Source organism: Parvibaculum sedimenti, assembly GCF_009184905.1.
Lineage (GTDB): Bacteria > Pseudomonadota > Alphaproteobacteria > Parvibaculales > Parvibaculaceae > Parvibaculum > Parvibaculum sedimenti.
On sequence record NZ_WESC01000003.1, the window covers coordinates 273,084 to 291,979 of the forward strand.

Consider the following 18,896-nt stretch of genomic DNA (forward strand, 5'->3'; position numbering starts at 1 on the left):
TCACACTTCCCCTATTCGACGCGGCCAAGCGCTCGCAGGATTGCCTCCGGCGTCGCGGGCGCTTCAAGCCTGAGCGCCTTCTCGGCACCCACGACGGATGCTACCGCATCCTGAAGCGCGAGGAAGCAGGCGAGCGCCAGCATGAAGGGCGGCTCGCCGATGGCCTTCGATCTGAAAATGGTAGGCTTTGCGTTCGGAGCGTCGCCCAGCAACTTCACGCGAAAATCGACCGGAATGTCGCGACTCGTCGGGATCTTGTAGGTCGAAGGCGCATGGGTCTTAAGGCGACCGTCCTTGTCCCACCACAATTCCTCCATGGTGAGCCAGCCCATGCCCTGGATGAAAGCGCCTTCGATCTGGCCAATATCGATGACCGGATTGAGGGACGCGCCCACGTCCTCGATGATATCGGCGCGCAAGATACGGTTCTCGCCGGTCAGCGTATCGATCGCCGCTTCCGCAGCGCAGACGCCATAGGTGAAGTAATAGAAGGGCTCGCCCGTACAGGTCTCCGCGTCGAAATGAATGTCGGGCGTCTTGTAAAAGCCTGCAGCCGACAGCGAAACGCGCTCCAGCCAGCAACATTTTGCAAGCTCGGCAAAGCTCAGCGACTTTTGTCCTCCATAGATGCGACCATTGGCGAAAATCACCTCGTCCACCGCGACACCGAACTTCGCGGCCGCCACATCGCGCATGCGGGCCTTGATGGTTTCCGCCGCGGCGAGGGCCGCCATGCCGTTGAGATCCGAGCCCGCGGACGCCGCAGTCGCCGATGTGTTCGGCACCTTGTCCGTCCGCGTCGAGGAGACGCGTACATGCTCGATGTCGATCTGGAAGCTCTCAGCGACGACCTGAGCGACCTTAAGATAGAGCCCCTGCCCCATCTCCGTGCCACCCTGATTGAGATGCACACTTCCATCCGTATAGACATGGATGAGTGCGCCGGCCTGATTGAGCGTCGGCATGTTGAAGGAGATGCCGAACTTCAGAGGAAAAAGCGCAAGGCCCTTCTTGACGATAGGGCTCGATGCGTTGAACGCAGCATTGGCTTCACGCCGCGCCGCAATGCTCGCACTCTCTTCGACCTCCTTGAGAATGCGGGGCATGTTGTTGTCGGTGACGCGCTGACCATAAGGCGTCGTATCGCGGCCCTCACCGCCGTAGTAATTCACGGCCCGTACCTCATCGAGTGTCTTGCCGAGCTTCGCCGCGACATGCGCGATCATCGCCTCGGCAACGACCATGCCCTGCGGGCCGCCGAAGCCACGGAAGGCCGTGTTGGACACCGTATGCGTCTTGCAGGCATAGCCGTTGACCCGCACATTCGGCAGATAATAGGCGTTGTCGACATGGCAGAGCGCGCGCTGCAGCACCGGCCCCGAAAGATCGGGCACATTGCCTGCCCTGATCGCAATGACAATATCCGCCGCCTCGATCCGTCCGGTATCGTCAAAGCCGAGCTTGAAGCGCCCCAGCACATCATGGCGCTTGCCGGTCATCATCATGTCGACATCACGCGAGAGACGAAGCCGCACCGGCCGCCTGGAAAGTCGGGCGAGAACCGCGGCCATACCGGCGATCTGCGAGGCCTGGCTTTCCTTGCCGCCAAAGCCACCCCCCATGCGCCGGACTTCGACCGTGATCGCGGCATAGGGAGCGCCGAGAAGACGACAGACAATATGCTGCACCTCGCTCGGATGCTGCGTCGACGAGATGACGCGCATCTCGTCTTCTTCGGCGGGTTCGGCCTGGGCGACATGAGTTTCGAGATAGAAGTGATCCTGCCCGCCCGCGCGCACTTCGCCTTCAAGCATATGCCCGACCCGGGCGAAGGCGCCGTCCACATCGCCGCGCACCATCACCATCGGCTTGATCACGAGGCTCTTTGCCTCCAGCGCAGCGTCGATAGTCAGCAGCGCGGGAAGGTTCTCATATTCAATGACGGCAAGTGATGCCGCCGCGCGGGCCTGCGCTTCCGTTTCAGCGGCGATGATGGAAATCGCCTGCCCCCAATATTCGACGACATTCTTTGCCAGCAACGGCTCGTTGGAGAGAATGGGTGCGACGTCATTGGCGCCCGGAATATCATCCGCAGTGCAAACACAAACAACGCCGGGTGCAACCTTGACGGCGGAAAGATCAAGCGTCGTGATTTTCGCATGCGCCCGGTCGGAGAGGATCACCCAGGCATGAAGCAGGCCCTCGGTCTCCGGCATGTCGTCGACATAGATGGCGCTGCCGCGCACGTGACGATTGGCGCTTTCATGCGCGATAGACTGGCCGACACCGCCCTTTGCGCGGAGGCCGTCTTTCGATGAGGTCGAGATCACATTCATAGCGCCCATACCTCCGTCGGCACGTCCTTGTTCGCCACCTCGGCCAGCAGCCGCTCGACAAGCCCGCTCCCGGCAGCAAGGCGATAGGTTGCCGAGCCACGGAAATCGCTAAGCGGCTTGAAATCCCTCCCAAGTTGCGCGGCCAGTTCCGCCGATCTTTCCAGGGTGGCGCCAACCAGCGCCTTTTCAAGCGCCACAGCGCGGGCAGGCGTCGCAGCCATGCCGCCAAAAGCGGCGCGGGCCGCGGCGATCTTGCTGTCGCTCATCCTGAGCACAAAAGCGGCCGAGACTGTCGAGATATCCTGATCGTAGCGCTTCGAGAGCTTGTAGGCGCGAAACACATCGCCCTCGCGCATGTAGGGGACGTGGATCGCCTCCAGATATTCGCCCGGCTTCAGCGCCGTCTTGCGATAGGCGATGAAGAATTTGTCGAGTGGCACCATGCGTCGCCCTTCGACCGAACGCAGCACGACTTCGGCATTGAGCGCCAACAGGCAGGGTGCGCTGTCGCCGATGGGTGAGGCATTGCAGATATTGCCGCCGATGGTGGCAAGATTGCGCACCTGACGCGAGCCGATGCGGCGCACGATATCGGCGAAGGCAGGGAAATGGCGGTCGAGAACCGGCAGCGCCTTTTCATAGGTCGCTCCCGCTCCGATGACGACGCCCGCTTCGCCTTCCTCGATCACCTTCAGCGCATTGAGGCGCGAAAGTGAAATCAGCGGCCCCGGATTCTCGGCTCGTTTGGCCACGGCAACGCCGAGATCGGTGCCGCCCGCCAGCAGCCTCGCCTCTGGATGCTTTGCAAGCAGCCTGTCGAGGTCCTTCAGCTCCGTAGGAACTTCGTAGCCCGCAATATCGATCTGCGCCTTGTCGCCAGCCCCTTCAGCGATCAACGCATCGAGTGCCTCGCGCCATTGGCGCTCGCGCGCATCGAAATCTACTGAGCGCCCGCAGGCGACCATGTCCTTGGCTGCGTCAATAATGGGTCTGTAGCCCGTGCAGCGGCAGAGATTGCCGGAGAGCGTCTGGTGAATATCGTCGAGGGCACCGCCCCGGCCCTCACGCTCATGCGCAAAAAGGCTCATGGCTATGCCCGGCGTACAATAGCCGCATTGACTGCCGTGGTGCTCGACCAGTTTGGCCTGTGCCGGGTGCGGCCTGTCCTCGGCGTCGGCCAGGCCCTCGACGCTCGTGATGGCGCAGCCGTCGATCTCCGCTGTCAGCAAGATGCAGGAGTTGACCGCCCGAAAGTCGAAGCCACCCTCGCCATTCGGACGCCCGAGCGCCACCGTGCATGCGCCGCAATCGCCCTCGGCGCAACCTTCCTTCGTCCCGAGCGCGCGTTCATGGACGCGCAGATGCTGAAGAACCGTCCGCGTCGGTTCGACAGCCCGCGCGATGCGCTGCTTGCCATTCAAGAGGAACCGGACAGTGACAGTCATTTTCAGTGCGTGATCTCCGCTTGAGTGGCAACAAGGCGCGGCAACGCCTCGCGGATGAGTTGCCATTTTCGTGCCAGTAAAACCCGAGGCAGATGGCGCAGAGTGGCGCGTTTTTAAAGCGGGCTGCGGAAGCCGGCGCCAGTGACTTGCATACATATTGTCCATGCGGTCAGTTTTTTGCCCATCTTTTGGACGGAGGCTGCGCAAGCTGGCGGCAATCTGCGGCTCCGCTGCTGGCACGAGCATTGCGAGAGGAAAACCAAGACGCGGCGAGGCTTTCCTCGAGCCGCACGGTTTGCCTGCGAGCTTTCTTGATGACTCTTTCCGAAATAAACAACATGGACGAAGCGGCGTTTATTGCCGCCGTAGGGGGCGCCTATGAGCATTCGCCCTGGGTCGCGAAAGGCGCATGGACGAAGCGTCCGTTCGCGTCTCTCGACGAGTTGCACAATGCCTTCATGTCGGTGATCCATGCGGCAATGCCCGAAGCCCAACTCGCGCTCATCCTCGCCCATCCCGACCTCGCGGGCAAAGCGGCCATCGCACGCGAGCTGACTTCTGAATCCGCCTTTGAGCAGGCCAGTGCCGGGCTCGACCACCTGTCACCAGAGGAATTCGCAAAGTTCCACTCGCTCAATACCGCCTATCGCCAGCGCTTCGGCATTCCCTTCATCATCTGCGTCCGCCTCAACACCAAGGACTCCATTCTGTTCGAGTTTGAGCGCCGCCTTGCGCGAGATGCCGATACCGAGCGCATGGAGGCACTGAAGCAGATTGGCGAAATTTCGCGCCTGAGACTGAAGGATCTCGAAATCGCATGAATGAAATTACGACCAAAATCGCGGACACGGCTTTCTGCGATGCGCCGACACCCGAGGCTGAAAAGGCCCTCTTCGTACTCTCCGCACAGGTGCGCCTCGATCTCGAGATGCTCGACTATCCGGCCAAGCCCTGGGTCCGCCCGCGCGCTCATGAGTCCGGCGCACATATATATGATGTCGTCATCATCGGCGGCGGACAGAGCGGACTTGCCGCTGCCTTCGGCCTGATGCGCGAAAAAGTCGAGAACATCCTCATCCTCGACGAAAATCCCGCTGGCTTTGAAGGCCCATGGATCACATATGCGCGCATGGTTACGTTGCGCACGCCGAAATATCTGACCGGCCCCGACCTGGGCGTCCCGTCGCTGACCTTCCGCGCCTGGTGGACCGCGCAGTTCGGCGCGGAAGCCTGGGACAGCCTCGTCAAGATTCCGCGCGAGGAATGGATGCGCTATCTGCGCTGGTTCCGACAGGTTCTGGCGCTGCCCGTGCAGAACGAAACCCGCGTCGCCTCAGTCGATCCGGTCGGGCCGCAGCTTTTCCGCCTCACCGTTTCCGGTGCCGGCGCCGCGGGAGACATTCTCGCCCGCAAGGTCGTCTTCGCCACAGGCATTCAGGGCGGCGGCGAATGGCATGTGCCGGATTTCATCGAGAGCAAGGTCTCACCGTCGCGCTATGCGCATACGTCGGAGATGATTGATTTCGAGGCCCTCAAGGGCAAGAAGATCGGCATTCTCGGCGGTGGCGCCTCGGCCTTCGACAATGCGCAATATGCGCTCGGCCTCGGAGTTGGCGAGGTGCATGTGTTCCTGCGCCGCGAAAGGATGCCGCGCGTCAATCCGATCCGTTATATGGAGAATGCCGGCTTTCTGCGCAATTTCGCTACGCTGGACGACGCCACAAAATATGCGGGCATCTCCTTCTTCCTCGGCCACAACCAGCCGCCGACGAATGACACGTTCGGCCGCGCCGCCGCCTATCCGGGCTTCCGCCTGCATCTCGGTTCGCCTTGGGCCGACGTCCAGGAGACGCCCGAAGGCGTCAAGGTGACGACGCCGAAGGACACGTTCCTCTTCGACTTCATCATACTCAGCACCGGCCTTATGACCGACGTGAAGCTCCGGCCGGAACTCGCGAACCTCGCGGGTGACATTGCGAACTGGCGCGACGTCTATGCCCCGCCCGAGGGCAAGGCCAACGCGCTGATCGACGCTCATCCTTATCTCGGCCCGTCCTTCGAGTTCACGCCGAAGAACGATGACAGCGCTGGAAGAATCTACGGCCTCTTTGCCTACAATTATTCCGCCCTGGCGAGCCTCGGTCTTTCGGCGGCAGCTCTTTCGGGAATGAAATTCGCGTTGCCTCGCCTCGTCGCCGGCATCACCCGACAGCTTTTCGCCGATGATTCTGACAAGATCCTGGCCGACTATTTCGCCTACAACGAAGAAGAGTTCATCGGACAATGGCCGGCAAGCTGACTGTACACGCACTCGACACGGCCCGGGGTACCGGCACGGCGGGTCTGAGACTCACTCTGCGCAAGCTCGCACCGGAGGCAACAGAGCCTGTCGACTTCACGCTCGATAATGGCGGCCGCGCAACGCTACTCGATGGCGCGGCGCTCACCACCGGCCGATACGAGATCATTTTTCATGCCGCCGAATACCAGCGCGCGAATGGCCTCGAAGTGCCGGAGCCGCCTTTCCTCGACGAGATCCCCATCCATTTCGGCGTCGCCGACGCCGGTTCTCATTATCACGTTCCTTTAATCCTGAGCCCCTACGGCTATTCGACCTATCGCGGAGGCTAGTGCAACTATGATGACTCCGGCTGCCATTCTCGACACATCCCTTCAGGGTAAGCGCATTCCCTTCACGCAAGCCCCGATCATCGACTTCGCACCGGCTGAAAGCGGCACGCGCGCGGGCAAGCTAGAAGTCGCGAAACATCTACGCGATGCCTGCATTAATGCTGGCTTCATGTATGTGAAGAATTCCGGTGTTTCTCCTTCGCTCGCCGAAAGCACCTTCTCCTGGGCAAGGCGTTTTCTCAAGGAAACAACGCCGGAACAGAAGCAGGCCGTGTCCATGGCCGTGCATGGGCATAATCGCGGCTACTTCACCATTGGCGAGGAAAACCTCGATCCGACCTCGCAGGCCGCGGGCGATCTGAAGGAAGGCTACAATATCGGCCGCGAACTGGCGCCAGACGATCCCGACCGGAATACGCCGCTGTGCGGCACTAACGCTTGGCCGGAAGACTTTCCCGGATTCCGCGAGGCGATGCTCACCTACTTCGACGCAATGAACGACCTGTCTCGGCGGATGATCCGCATCTTCGCGCTCTCGCTCGACATGCCGGAAGACTATTTCGACAAGATGGTGGACCGCCCACTGGCCACCATGCGCTTCCTGCACTATCCGCCCCAGGAAGGCGTCATCACCGAGGAACAGCTCGGCTGCGGCGCGCACACGGATTTCGGCTGCTTTACCTTTCTGGCGCAGGATGGCGTCGGCGGCCTGCAGGCCCGCAACGTCGCGGGCGAATGGATCGAGATTCCCTCACGCACCGATTGCTTCGTGATGAATATCGGCGACATGTTCCAGCGCTGGACCAACGATCTCTACATCTCGACGCTTCACCGCGTCATCAATACCAGCGAGAAGGATCGCTATTCGCTGCCCTTCTTCTTCGATCCCAATGCCGATGCCTATATCGAAGCCCTGCCGACCTGTGTGACGCCGGAGCGCCCTGCCCACTACGCGCCCACCACTGGCCTCAAGCACATCATGGAGCGCCTCTCCGCCGGCTACGGGTTCGATATCGTGAATGGCGGCGACAAGAAAGAAGACATGTGATGAGCCCCGCCATGTCCATTTCACTCGGCACTGAAGACGGCTTCGACGAACCGATCGACGACGAGGATGTTGTCGCCGAAGTGCATGCCGTCTTCGACCACTATGAAAAGGCGCTGATGGAGAATGATGTCGACGTTCTCGACGAACTCTTCTGGCAAGATCCGCGCACCATCCGTTATGGTGCAGGCGAAAACCTCTATGGCTTCGAAGAAATCGCCGCCTTCCGCGCAGGCCGCAACCCGGCGAAGATCGCGCGGAAGCTCCTGCGCGTCGAAATTTCGACCTATGGCCGCAATTTTGCGACGGCGAATTGCGAATATCAGAGGCTCGATGATGGAAAGTGTGGGCGCCAGAGCCAGACCTGGCTGCGCCTGCCGGAAGGCTGGCGGGTGATCTCCGCTCATGTCAGCTTTCTACCCGAGGCGAAGCCCGCGAGCTGAGACTTCCCGGGCGGCGCGATGCCCGTGACATAAAATGAGTGTGATCGAGTTGACGAAAGACGGATTGGGCGCGCGCGCAGTTGCCCGGAGCGACGCCTTCGGCGTGCCGCCCTATAGCGAAGATGCGCGCAACCTCACACGACGTTTCCTGACGCCTGCACATGCTGCAGCGCTGGAAAGTCTGACGCAATGGATGACCGCGGCCGGAATGACGGTGCATCTCGATCCCGTAGGGAATGTCGTCGGGCGATATGAGGGAGCGACGCCCGGTGCGCCTGCGCTGATGATCGGCTCGCATGTCGACACCGTGCGCGACGCAGGCTGCTATGACGGCACGCTCGGTGTGATGCTAGGCCTGTCCTGCGTCGAAGCCCTCGCTGCCCAAGGCCGACGCCTTCCATTTGCCATCGAAGTCGTCGCCTTCGGAGACGAGGAAGGATCGCGCTTCTCCACCGGCATGATCTGCAGCCGTGCGGTCTCCGGTCAGATAATCGACGGCGCGGAATACGCGGCGCTCAAGGACAGCGACGGTGTGAGCCTGGCAGACGCCATGAAAGCGTTCGGCCTTGACGCCGCGAAAATTCCGCTCGCCGCTCGCAGACCCGAGGAGCTGGTCGCCTATCTCGAAGCACATATCGAGCAGGGGCCGGTCCTCGAAGCCGAAGAACAGGCTCTTGGCGTCGTTAGCGGCATCTCCGCGCAATTACGGCTCCACGCCGTATTCACCGGCAAAGCGGGCCACGCCGGAACGAATCCGATGGGGCTCAGGCATGATGCGCTCGCCGCAGCCGCGGAAGCGATCCTCGCTGTCGAGCAGATCGCGGAAACCTGGGCGACGAAAGGTGTCGTCGGCACGGTCGGCTTCATCGACGCAAAGCCCGGCGCGCCGAATGTCATCGCCGGCAAGGTCGAGATCACGCTTGATGTGCGGGCGATAGATCGCGCAATACGCGACGCTGCCGCAAAAGAAATGGAAACGCGTATTGCCGCCATCGCCTCGCGGCGCTGCATTGGCTTCGTGCTCCGTCAGACACTGGACCTCCAGCCGCATCCCAGCGACCCGGCGCTCACCGCCATGCTCGAAGCCGTTCTCTCCGATATGGGCCTGCGGCCCTTGCGGCTGGCCAGCGGCGCGGGCCACGACGCCGGCGCCCTTGCAGCCATCACTCCCATGGCGATGCTTTTCATCCGCTGTGCCGGCGGCATCAGCCACAATCCGGCAGAGGCAGTCGATCCAGCCGATGTCGACCTCGCCGCCGAAACCATGCTCAGATTTATCGATCGCCTTGAAGCGAGCTACAAGAAATGACCAATGACATTTTCGACGAAATCGATCCGCCGCAGCGCCTGCTGATGGGGCCGGGGCCCGTCAACGCGCATCCGCGCGTGTTGCGCGCCATGTCGGCGCAGCTTCTCGGCCAGTTCGATCCCGAATTCACCGCCTATATGAACGAGACGATGGCGCTTTATCGCCGCGTCTTCGAAACCGAAAATCGCTGGACCTTTCTCATCGACGGCACGTCGCGGGCAGGCATCGAGGCGGCGCTGATCTCCGTTCTGGAGCCCGGCGACAATATCGTCATTCCGAATTTCGGCCGCTTCGGCCTGCTTCTCACGGAAATCGCGCAGCGTTGCGGCGCCGTGGTGACGACCGTCGATGCAGAATGGGGAACCGTGGTCGCGTTGGAAGCGATCGAGGAGGCTGTCGCGCGCGTGAAGCCGCGCCTCGTCGCCTGCGTCCATGGCGATACTTCGACCACAATGGCCCAGCCGCTTGAGGGTATCGGCGAGATTTGCCGCCGCTATGATGCGCTCTTCTATGTCGATGCGACCGCGACGCTCGGCGGCATGTCGCTGCCGGTGGACAAGCTCGGCATCGATATCGTGACGGCCGGCTTGCAGAAGTGCCTCGGCGGCCCGTCAGGAAGTGCGCCCATTACCATTTCCGATCGTGCGGCGGAGAGAATTTTCTCGCGCCGCCATGTCGAGAAGGGTATCGCGCCGGCAGGTCTTGTGGGCGGCAACGCGCCGCGCATCGCGTCCAACTATTTCGACCTTGCCATGATCATGGACTATTGGTCGGAAAAGCGTCTCAACCACCACACCGAAGCGACGACCATGCTTTATGGCGCACGCGAATGCGCACGCATCGTGCTGCAGGAAGGGCTGGAAGCGCGCTACACCCGCCATGCGCTTGCAAGCCGCGCTATGGTCGCCGGCCTTGAGGCGATGGGACTTACCCTCTTCGGCGACATCTCCAACAAGATGAGCAATGTCACCGGCATCGAGATTCCGGTGGGCATTGACGGCGAGCATGTACGTGCGCGCATGCGTCTGGATTTCGAAATCGAAATCGGCAGCTCCTTTGGCCCCTTGCAGGGACGCATCTGGCGCATCGGCGCCATGGGATACAACTGCCGGAAGCACAATGTTCTCATCACGCTGAACGCGCTCGAATGTGTGTTGCGTGGCGAGGGCTTCAAGCTCCCGTCCGGCTCTGCCGCAGACGCGGCGCTTGCCGTCTACGCCGCATCCGAAACCTCCGCCTGAAGAGAGTCCGTCCATGACCTACCCCCGCGACCTCATCGGCTATGGTCAAACGCCCCCGAACGCCAACTGGCCGGGTGGTGCGCGTATCGCCGTTCAATTTGTCATCAATTATGAAGAGGGCGCGGAGAACTGCATCCTCCATGGCGACGAGGCCTCCGAAGCCTTCCTCTCCGAAATGGTCGGCACGCCGCCTATTCCCGCCATGCGTCACATGTCGATGGAAAGCCTTTACGAATACGGTTCCCGCGCGGGCTTCTGGCGCCTTCACCGGCTATTCACCGAACGCGGCCTGCCGCTCACCGTCTATGGCGTCGCCATGGCGATGGAACGCAACCCCGCCGCTGTAGAAGCTATGCTCAAGTCCGATTGGGAAATCGCGAGCCACGGCTATCGCTGGATCAACTATCAGCACATACCTGAAGCGGTCGAGCGCCAGCACATTGCCCGCGCCGTCGAACTCCACACGAAGGTCACGGGCTCGCGCCCGCTCGGCTGGTATCAGGGCCGCACCAGCCCCAACACAGCTCGGCTCGTCGTTGAGGAAGGCGGCTTCGTCTATGACGCGGATTCCTATGCGGACGATCTTCCCTATTACGATACGACGCATGGCAAGCCGCAGCTGATCGTTCCCTACACGCTCGATACCAATGACATGCGCTTCGTCGCGCCGCAGGGTTTCAACTCAGGCGACCAGTTCTTCACTTACCTGAAGGACAATTTCGACATGCTCTACGCGGAAGGCGTCGCCACACCGAAGATGATGTCGGTCGGCCTGCATTGCCGCGTCGTCGGGAAGCCTGCGCGCGCCGCAGCGCTTGCCCGCTTCCTCGACTACGTCATGTCGCGTGAAAAGGTCTGGGTGGCAAAGCGCATCGACATCGCGCAACACTGGCTCACCACCCATCCTTTTCAGGGCTGAACTCAGAAGCCGACGGCATCTCCATCGGAGCGCGGGTCCGACGCGCCCTCGAAACGTCCATCCGGTGAAAGCGTGATCGCGCCCGCATGCCCCATCATGTCGTTCTTCGGCGCAACGAGTTCGACATCGTGCCCTGCCGCTTTCAGCTGCGTGATCACATTCGCATCGAGATCGCTTTCGATCTTGAGCGTGATCGACTGCGCACCCCATGTGCGGCCGAGCAGCCAGCGCGGTGCGGCCACCGCTTCGCCGAGATCACCTCCGAAAAGCACGTGGCGAGAGAAGACCGCCGCCTGCGTCTGCGGCTGGCCTTCGCCGCCCATGGTTCCATAAACCATGGTCCGCCCATCACCGAGGCGCGCCATGGCGGGATTGAGCGTGTGAAACGGCTTCTTGCCAGGCTTCAGTGCATTGATGTGCTTTTCGTCGAGCGAAAAGCTGATACCACGGTTCTGGAAAAGCACACCCGTCGAAGGCGAAACGACGCCTGCGCCGAACTCCCAATAGATCGACTGGATGTAGCTCGCCGACCGGCCTTCCGCGTCGATCACGCCCATCCAGATCGTGTCGCCCTGCTTGGCGACATGCGGCCAGGGTGCGGCTTTCGCGCGGTCGACATCAGCAGCCATCCGATCGAGTTCCGCATCGGTAATGAGCGACGCCGGCTCGCATGCCATATAGGCCGGATCGCAGACATTGGCGTCGCGCATGCGGAAGGCCTGCTTCGTCGACTCGATGAGGCCGTGAATATGATCAAAGCTTTCGCCCTGCTTCACGCCGAGCCGGTCGAAAACGCCGAGGATGGCGATCGAAGCGATACCCTGCGTGGGCGGCGGCATGTTGTAGATCGTGCCGCATGAGAGTTTCGTCGAAAGCGGCGCGACGATGCGCGCATTGAAGCCCGCGAAATCGCTCGCCGCGAGCGGCGAACCGGCCTTCTTCAGGTCCTCCGCCAGGGCTGCGCCGATTTCGCCGTCGTAAAAGTCGCGAATACCAACGCGGCCGAGCCGCTCGAGCGTGTCGGCGAGCGCTGCCTGTCGTAGACGCGCGCCCTTTACCGGCACGTTTCCTTCGGCGAGAAAGGCATCGGCAAAGCCGGGCACATCTTTCAGCTCGTCGAATTTCTCTTGTGTCAGCCGCTCCTGACTCTCGCTGACGGCAACGCCGTCCCGTGCGAAAAAGGCCGCAGGTTCCAGCAATCGCGAGAGAGGCAGCTTGCCGCCCCACGCCTGCGCCACGCGATGGGCCTGATCCCAACCGGAGACCGCGCCGGGCACCGTGAGCGCCGCAAGCCCGCCGCGCGCCGGTATCGCCTGCGTAATGCCACGCTCGCGATAGAAGTCGGGCGTCGCCGCCGCGGCAGCAGGACCGCAGGCTTCAATGCCGACCGGCGCCTCACCGGACATCGAGAGAAGCCAGAACCCGTCGCCACCCAAATGGTTCATGTGCGGGTATACCGCCGCGATGGCGGCAGCGGCGGCAATCATCGCCTCGGCCGCGTTGCCACCTTCGGCAAGAACATCGCGTGCGGCATTCGCCGCAAGATGGTGAGGCGCAACCGCCATTCCGCGGTAGCTCATACGTGTTGCTGGCATTGGATTTTACGCTTTTGAAAAACTGAACGGAATGCACCGAACCTGCACGCTCCGATGTTTGTTCAGTCTAGCAAAATACGAAAAGCGCGACGATACGAAAGCACCGCAACCACCACATGTTCAAGCGTCTTTTGCGCGCTCAGTCGCTCTCATGCGGCGCACGAACGTCCCCAATTCGTAGTCGGCCTATCGCCAAACAACATGAAGTCGCCTTGCATAAAAACGAGACTTCATGCCCGCCCGTTTGCACCCGAAATTGGCGTCGGAGATGAACGCATCTACCGAAATGTCGGCTCCCGGCCTTGATGCGCGCGAGAGCCACAGGCGCCTGACTGAAATATGTATTTCAGATAATCGAGCGAGCGAAGGCCAGCAGATGACGATTAATCATTGCCAATACAGCCAAGAACAAACAGCGATCGCTTTCGATTGACGATGGTCTTGGAACAGAAATTCTGGATATACTGAATACATATTTGCAGGCATGAAAAAGAATATTGGAGCATGCCGCGTGATTACAAATCGGATTTACGAGTGGGCACACACACAGCCGGACAAGGTCGCCCTGATTCACAATGGCGCCTCGATTGGCTATGGATCCTTTGCGCGAGCGATCGAAGCGACCCGGATTTTCCTCGCGCAGCATGATCTTCCCGCCGGCAGAAACGCAATTGTCCTGATGTCCAGCCTTTCGGACGCATGGATGAATGTTCTGGCGCTTCGCGCGCTCGGGCTTACGACAATATCCGTCAATTCAATCGCTCAGATAGATGAACTCAACATCAAAGACGTCGCTTGCATTGTAACGACGCAGGTGGAGCAAGCGGTGCATGATTTCAATGCTCGCCCGGCCCGTGACGCGAAGGTGATCGTCGTTCCCTCCGCGATCTATGGCGGGATACACGAGGGACAGCTCCCTCGCCCGCTATCCGATGCGCCCGCCTTCGGAAGTCACATCCTTTGCACGTCTGGAACAACGGGAATTCACAAAAAAGTCCTTTGGGATGGCGCAAACGAAGATGCACGAATTGAGCGGCTCAACAAATTTCGAAACAACGACCGAGACACAATCCACCATTCCCTGTGGTTTCCCCTCTGGACTGCAATCGGCCTCGATCGGTCCATCTGCGTGTGGCATGCTGGGGGGACGGCCATCATAGCTCAGCATACGGAAGCCCTCCGGGAGTCCCTCAAGCAGAAGATCGGGAAGATATCTCTTACTCCCGGCATCCTGAAGAAGCTGATTTCAGACGACGTACTGCCCAAGTGTCCGCAAAAAGACTGTGAGCTGATTTGTTCCGGTGGCTTTTTGAGCTTTGCGACGGCCCGAAAGCTGGCTCGAGAGTCCTACCCCCGGATTTCGATCCATTATGGATCGACGGAATGCCAGTCCATCGCACAGTCACAATTCAAATCATCTGAGGACCTCCTTTGGTTGACCGTCGCCAAAGACAGGACTGTCGAGATCGTTAATGACGAAGGGCGCCAATGCGCACCCGGCGAGGAAGGAGAACTACGCGTCAAAGTTCTGGAGTCGGATATGAAGTCCTATCTGGACGATGAAATGGCGACTTCGCGCTTCTTCCGGGACGGCTATTTCTACCCCGGCGACATCGCAACACGCCGAGAAGATGGTCGCATCCGTGTGCTGGGCCGCATTGCGGATGTGCTGAACATCCAGGGGATAAAGGTCGCCTCGGCGCCTCTTGAGGAAAGGGTTCAGCATGTCCTGGGCGTCGACGCCATATGTCTTTTCTCGGGCTTGAGCGGTTCTGGAAAGGACGAGCTCTTCGTGGCCATCGAAGCCGATCAGATGCCTCCGAAAGCAAAGCTGGACGACGTCACCCGTTATTTTCCGCAGTTCGAAGGCGTCCGCTTCGAAGTCTTATCGAAGTTTCCTCGTACAGTCGCCGGAACGCAGAAAATCAAGCGAACGGAACTCAGAAAATTGCTTTCTGAAAAGGCAACCGCACCAGATTAGAGCACGCGAATAGCCTCACCAGCACAACCACCGGACATCAGGGCGCGAGATGTGGCGTATATCGTCGCTCAGATAGCCGGAGCGGTCATTTCAAGAAGGAGCTCAATGGCCTCGCGGCGCATCGCTCCGCGGCTGGAATCCGGCGGCATCATTTCGATATTGCGCCCGTCCTGCGTTTTGCGGGAGAACCGAGTGAGCAGCACACCATGTTCTTCCGCAACCCCTGCGGCAATCCGATCGAGGTCAAGAGGATCAAGGACTTCGACAGCGTCTTCTCCCACTGAACGCGGAAAGAGATCCACGAAATGCGCAAGCCCATCGCCCTCGTTACGCGCATTGACGAAGTGTCCGAACAGGAATGGCGCGCGCTCATCGCCGAACTGCTCCCGGAGGAGAGCATTCAATGTTTCCGCGATATGAGCGATATCGAGCGCAAGGCCGCCGAGATTGCCATTGTCGCCAATCCCGATCCCGCCCATGTGGCGGAACTTTCCGGTCTTTCATGGATCCACAGCCTCTGGGCAGGCGTTGAACGCCTCGTTGCTGAACTGGGCGTAGGCGCGCCGCCAATCGTACGGCTGGTGGATCCGGAGCTTTCGCGCGTCATGGCCGAGGCGGTGCTCGCCTGGACACTCTACTTGCATCGTGACATGCCGGCCTATGCCCGGCAGCAGCGGGACCGTGTCTGGATACAGCAGCCCTATCGCCACCCTTCCCGCCTCACGGTCGGCATTCTCGGCCTCGGCGCGTTAGGCATGGCGGCGGCAGAGCGCCTGAGCCAGTCGGACTTTGCCGTCAAGGGATGGAGCCGGTCGCCGAAGGACGCGAGCGGCATCGAATGCTTTTCCGGCGATGAAGGGTTCGATACCTTGCTCGGCGGCAGCGACGTTGTCGTTTGCCTGATGCCGTTGACCAATGAGACGCGCGGCCTTCTCGACAAAGCGCGGTTTGCGGTGATGAAAGAAGGAGCTGCGCTCATCAACTTCGCGCGCGGCGCCATCATCGTCGACACAGATCTCATCGCATCGCTCAATGCCGGGCATCTCTCGCATGCCGTGCTCGATGTCTTTCAAGAGGAGCCGCTGCCCGCCGCGTCGCCCTTCTGGCACCACCCGAAGGTGACTGTGCTGCCGCATATTTCGGCGCCGACAGACCCGCACACCGCCGCCGCGATTGTCGCCAACAATATTCGTGCTTACCGCACCACCGGCCAACTACCGCAGACAGTGGATATCAGGCGCGGCTATTAAGGTTGCGCCGAAAGGGAAACCGCAAGATCGAGATGCTCGTCAAGGGCATAGGATCGCCCGACAAGCTGAACGGAAGCCGGCGGTCCACCTCCGCGTCGGCGCATATCGGTTGCCCCACGGCAGGAGAAGCCAGCGGCATTCGCCAAAGCAAAGCTACACGACGAATTCGAGGAAACGTCCGCCGTTCGGCCATCGAACCGACTTCGGTTGCAGCCTGTGGCACAGGTCGGTGCAACACAGGCGGAAACGCCAGAAACTCCATTGGTGGCTCAATGAGTAAGTTTGGCTGTGGACGCAGTTCCGCGCGAACCAAGCTCCTAGTGAGATTCCCTGTAACAGGGGAATTTACAGGGAAGAACCGGCATTATGTATCTGACCTGCCACTGAAGTTTCCCCCATCGGGGATTAGAGCCGCGGCATGATTTGAACTTGCCCCGAACCTTGGACCAGTCGGGCTGGTAAATTCCGGCTTCATCTGACGGCAGGCTGACCTGGGTTGCCGGCCGGTCTCATATCTCCTGACGCCATGCTCAGGCCAGACCCTGGTAGAAATCGAGCAGCATGGGTTGCTCGAACACGTAGTCGCCCTGCGGGGTTTCCCCCCGTTTGAACAATGCGCGCACTTCATCAGTCTCCACCATGTGGCGGGCGATGTTGTTGAAGGTCATGCCGGTGACGCGCGCGACCATATCCTCGAAGCTCGCATGGTGCGGATGCTGGATGAAGCGGTAACGCGACTCACGGCGGAAAAGCTTGTCCCCGGACAGACGGGCGAGCGCCGCCTGGGCTGCGGTACGGACCTCAGTCTCATCGTGGAACGGCTTCATCACCTGGAAGTGGCTGCCGGTCATGCCAGGCTCGACCACGCAGAGGAAGCCACTCCCCTGTTTCAGCACGCGCACTGCCTCGCGCAGTGCGGCGTCCATCGCTGCGATCGGCACGTGATGAAGCGAGCGGAAGAACAGCACGCCATCCATTGAATGGTCGGCGAATGGCAGGCTCTCGGCGCGCCCCTCGTGCAGGGCCAGACCGGGAACTGGATCGGCTTCACGATTCTTCGCGGCCTGGATCGGGTCCGGCTCGATGCCGTCCACTGTGGCCCCACGCCTCACCAACTCTCGTGAGTTCGCCGCCGCGCCGCAGCCGACATCGATCAACTGCAGGCTGGCAACATCAACAAGCTTTGCCACTGCCGCGACATCGGGCAATTCGCCAAGGTCAATTCGGTCGTCGACAGCCCGCATTTCTCTCGTTCCTTCCGATTGTCCCCTCACATCTGCGAGAACTTCTTGCCACCCATATTAGCGATGCACGATATTCCCAATCGCGCAATCAGACAAACAGGTTGGGACAAAAGCTTGCATTTTCAAAGCAGGGGCAGCTCAGCGCGACCGACGTCATCGACGCGTTGAGCGATCTCTTCATCCTGCGAAGTGTGCCGGCTTACATGGGAGCATTTTGGGAGCATCGTGGGCACCTAGACCATTCTCTCAATCGTGAGAGGCGGTCAGTGCCTTACGTTTCAGTGGCTTAGCATATGGCTGGCTGGGGTCTCATCACCGGGCGGCAGGTCTCGATTCCGGAGGATCGCATCGTTGAGGTGACCAAGGAAGAAATGGAATCAATGCTGAGGAACGGTTGCAAGCGCGTCTTCTGAATATGCTCCTCTCGAGCAGGCGAGAGGCCACGCGATCGACACTGGTATTGAGGTCCAACGTGGCACCAGATTTGGCGGAGCAAGTGAGATGCTTCTAAGAGTGATCGACATAGAAACAACTGGCCTCAAATCACCCGCAGAGATCATCGAGTTTGGTTGGGTCGACGTGACGCCTGGCGTATTGAACGCCCGATGGCGCGATTCTATCGCCCCCTTCACGGAATCCCTCCTGAAACGATGGCGGTCCACCATATCACCGACGCAGACTTCGACGCCGATACTCCTGTTTGTTCGGACGGACGACTGCGCCGCGCCGCTTGGGGAGGCGCGAAACCTGACGTTTCCGGCGCCTGCAATGATGAGACGTCAGACGATGAGAACCGGCAGGACCCTGTCCTCCTCACCATCCCCTAGGCAACCCGGGCGATGACTGCGATCAAGGGCGTCGCGCATCAACCTGCGTCCCCAATGTCGATCAAGCCGGAGACAAGAGACGCGCTGCTTGCGGCGATTGCGAAGGCACGGAGCTGGATCGACGACATCGTGGCCGGCCGCATCGATTCGCTCGACGAGATCGCCCGGCGTGAAGGCAAGGTCGAGCGACATATCCGCCTGCTCGCGCCGCTGGCCTTCGTGTCGCTGCAGGTTGTTCGGGCGATCGTCGCCGGAGACGCATGCGACATCACCTGACGTGCCACTGAAGTTTCCCCCACGGGGGATTAGAGCCTTGGCATGATTATGCCCTCTCGGGCGGGTTGAGCAACAGGCCGGCACGCGGAGCCATCAGAGTGCGGAGCGTGCAGGCCTGTTGCGATAAGTTTGGCGGCGAAGGCCGCCGGTGTCTGGTAGTCGAGCGCCGAATGCGGCCGACCAGTGTTGTAGTCCTCGGTCCACTCCGCGATGGCCTGACGAGCGTGATCGAGGCCGAAGAACAGAGCTTCGTTCAGCAGTTCATCCCGCATCCGTCCGTTGAAGCTCTCCACGAACCCATTTTGCATGGGCTTGCCGGGCGCGATGTAGTGCCAGTCGACGGCATGGTCCTTT

17 protein-coding genes and 1 pseudogene are annotated in these 18,896 nt (G+C 60.7%); 12 read left to right on the plus strand and 6 right to left on the minus strand.

Features of this window, described 5'->3' with window-relative positions:
* Positions 1–11: 11 nt before the first annotated feature.
* Entirely contained in the window at positions 12–2,345 is a 2,334-nt protein-coding gene (gene xdhB, locus F2P47_RS04875; protein WP_246176736.1) for a xanthine dehydrogenase molybdopterin binding subunit, read from the minus strand.
* The gene (xdhA, locus tag F2P47_RS04880) at positions 2,333–3,781 is read right to left on the minus strand and encodes a xanthine dehydrogenase small subunit (RefSeq protein ID WP_152215043.1); all 1,449 of its coding nucleotides are present in this window, start codon (positions 3,779–3,781) and stop codon (positions 2,333–2,335) included. Before xdhA ends, xdhB begins: the two co-directional genes overlap by 13 nt.
* Before the next feature lie 314 nt (positions 3,782–4,095).
* On the opposite strand from xdhA, the gene uraD reads away from it, so the two are divergent.
* From uraD to puuE, 8 genes and pseudogenes are all read left to right on the plus strand, one after another.
* Positions 4,096–4,602 carry a 2-oxo-4-hydroxy-4-carboxy-5-ureidoimidazoline decarboxylase gene (uraD, locus tag F2P47_RS04885; RefSeq protein WP_152215044.1) on the plus strand — a complete coding sequence of 169 codons (507 nt, stop codon included), beginning with the start codon at positions 4,096–4,098 and terminating at the stop codon, positions 4,600–4,602.
* Complete coding sequence (locus F2P47_RS04890) at positions 4,599–6,080, plus strand: NAD(P)-binding domain-containing protein (RefSeq protein ID WP_152215045.1); 1,482 nt, start codon at positions 4,599–4,601, stop codon at positions 6,078–6,080. Before uraD ends, F2P47_RS04890 begins: the two co-directional genes overlap by 4 nt.
* Positions 6,065–6,412 carry a hydroxyisourate hydrolase gene (gene uraH, locus F2P47_RS04895; protein WP_152215046.1) on the plus strand — a complete coding sequence of 116 codons (348 nt, stop codon included), beginning with the start codon at positions 6,065–6,067 and terminating at the stop codon, positions 6,410–6,412. Before F2P47_RS04890 ends, uraH begins: the two co-directional genes overlap by 16 nt.
* A 7-nt stretch (positions 6,413–6,419) precedes the next feature.
* Positions 6,420–7,460, plus strand: a complete 1,041-nt coding sequence (locus F2P47_RS04900) for an isopenicillin N synthase family dioxygenase (RefSeq protein WP_152215047.1) — start codon at positions 6,420–6,422, stop codon at positions 7,458–7,460.
* Positions 7,461–7,471: 11 nt separating this feature from the next.
* Complete coding sequence (hpxZ, locus tag F2P47_RS04905) at positions 7,472–7,900, plus strand: oxalurate catabolism protein HpxZ (protein ID WP_152215048.1); 429 nt, start codon at positions 7,472–7,474, stop codon at positions 7,898–7,900.
* 34 nt (positions 7,901–7,934) lie between these two features.
* The gene (locus tag F2P47_RS04910; RefSeq protein WP_152215049.1) at positions 7,935–9,209 is read left to right on the plus strand and encodes an allantoate amidohydrolase; all 1,275 of its coding nucleotides are present in this window, start codon (positions 7,935–7,937) and stop codon (positions 9,207–9,209) included.
* Positions 9,206–10,450, plus strand: coding sequence for a pyridoxal-phosphate-dependent aminotransferase family protein (locus tag F2P47_RS04915; RefSeq protein ID WP_152215050.1), 1,245 nt, complete (start codon positions 9,206–9,208; stop codon positions 10,448–10,450). The genes F2P47_RS04910 and F2P47_RS04915 overlap by 4 nt, the downstream gene beginning before the upstream one ends.
* Before the next feature lie 13 nt (positions 10,451–10,463).
* Positions 10,464–11,357, plus strand: a pseudogene (puuE, locus tag F2P47_RS04920) (allantoinase PuuE); the annotation flags it as partial.
* A gap of 14 nt (positions 11,358–11,371) precedes the next feature.
* Here puuE and F2P47_RS04925 read toward each other — a convergent pair.
* Positions 11,372–12,964, minus strand: a complete 1,593-nt coding sequence (locus F2P47_RS04925) for a gamma-glutamyltransferase family protein (protein ID WP_152215052.1) — start codon at positions 12,962–12,964, stop codon at positions 11,372–11,374.
* A 232-nt stretch (positions 12,965–13,196) separates the two neighbouring features.
* On the opposite strand from F2P47_RS04925, the gene F2P47_RS04930 reads away from it, so the two are divergent.
* On the plus strand, positions 13,197–13,397 hold the full coding sequence (locus F2P47_RS04930) for a hypothetical protein (RefSeq protein WP_152215053.1): 201 nt from the start codon (positions 13,197–13,199) through the stop codon (positions 13,395–13,397).
* 51 nt (positions 13,398–13,448) lie between these two features.
* Positions 13,449–14,945, plus strand: coding sequence for an AMP-binding protein (locus tag F2P47_RS04935; RefSeq protein WP_152215054.1), 1,497 nt, complete (start codon positions 13,449–13,451; stop codon positions 14,943–14,945).
* A gap of 68 nt (positions 14,946–15,013) precedes the next feature.
* Here F2P47_RS04935 and F2P47_RS18095 read toward each other — a convergent pair whose 3' ends face one another.
* Positions 15,014–15,247, minus strand: a complete 234-nt coding sequence (locus F2P47_RS18095; RefSeq protein WP_185680946.1) for a hypothetical protein — start codon at positions 15,245–15,247, stop codon at positions 15,014–15,016.
* 3 nt (positions 15,248–15,250) lie between these two features.
* On the opposite strand from F2P47_RS18095, the gene F2P47_RS04945 reads away from it, so the two are divergent.
* Positions 15,251–16,195: a 2-hydroxyacid dehydrogenase gene (locus F2P47_RS04945; RefSeq protein WP_152215055.1), complete on the plus strand. Its 945-nt coding sequence runs from the start codon at positions 15,251–15,253 to the stop codon at positions 16,193–16,195.
* 530 nt (positions 16,196–16,725) lie between these two features.
* Here the strand turns inward: F2P47_RS04945 and F2P47_RS04950 are convergent.
* The gene (locus F2P47_RS04950; protein WP_152215056.1) at positions 16,726–17,439 is read right to left on the minus strand and encodes a class I SAM-dependent methyltransferase; all 714 of its coding nucleotides are present in this window, start codon (positions 17,437–17,439) and stop codon (positions 16,726–16,728) included.
* 839 nt (positions 17,440–18,278) lie between these two features.
* Here F2P47_RS04950 and F2P47_RS04955 point away from each other — a divergent pair.
* Positions 18,279–18,542: a hypothetical protein gene (locus F2P47_RS04955; RefSeq protein WP_152215057.1), complete on the plus strand. Its 264-nt coding sequence runs from the start codon at positions 18,279–18,281 to the stop codon at positions 18,540–18,542.
* 29 nt (positions 18,543–18,571) lie between these two features.
* Here the strand turns inward: F2P47_RS04955 and F2P47_RS04960 are convergent.
* A partial coding sequence (locus tag F2P47_RS04960; RefSeq protein WP_246176737.1) for an integrase core domain-containing protein occupies positions 18,572–18,896 on the minus strand: 325 nt, incomplete at its 5' end.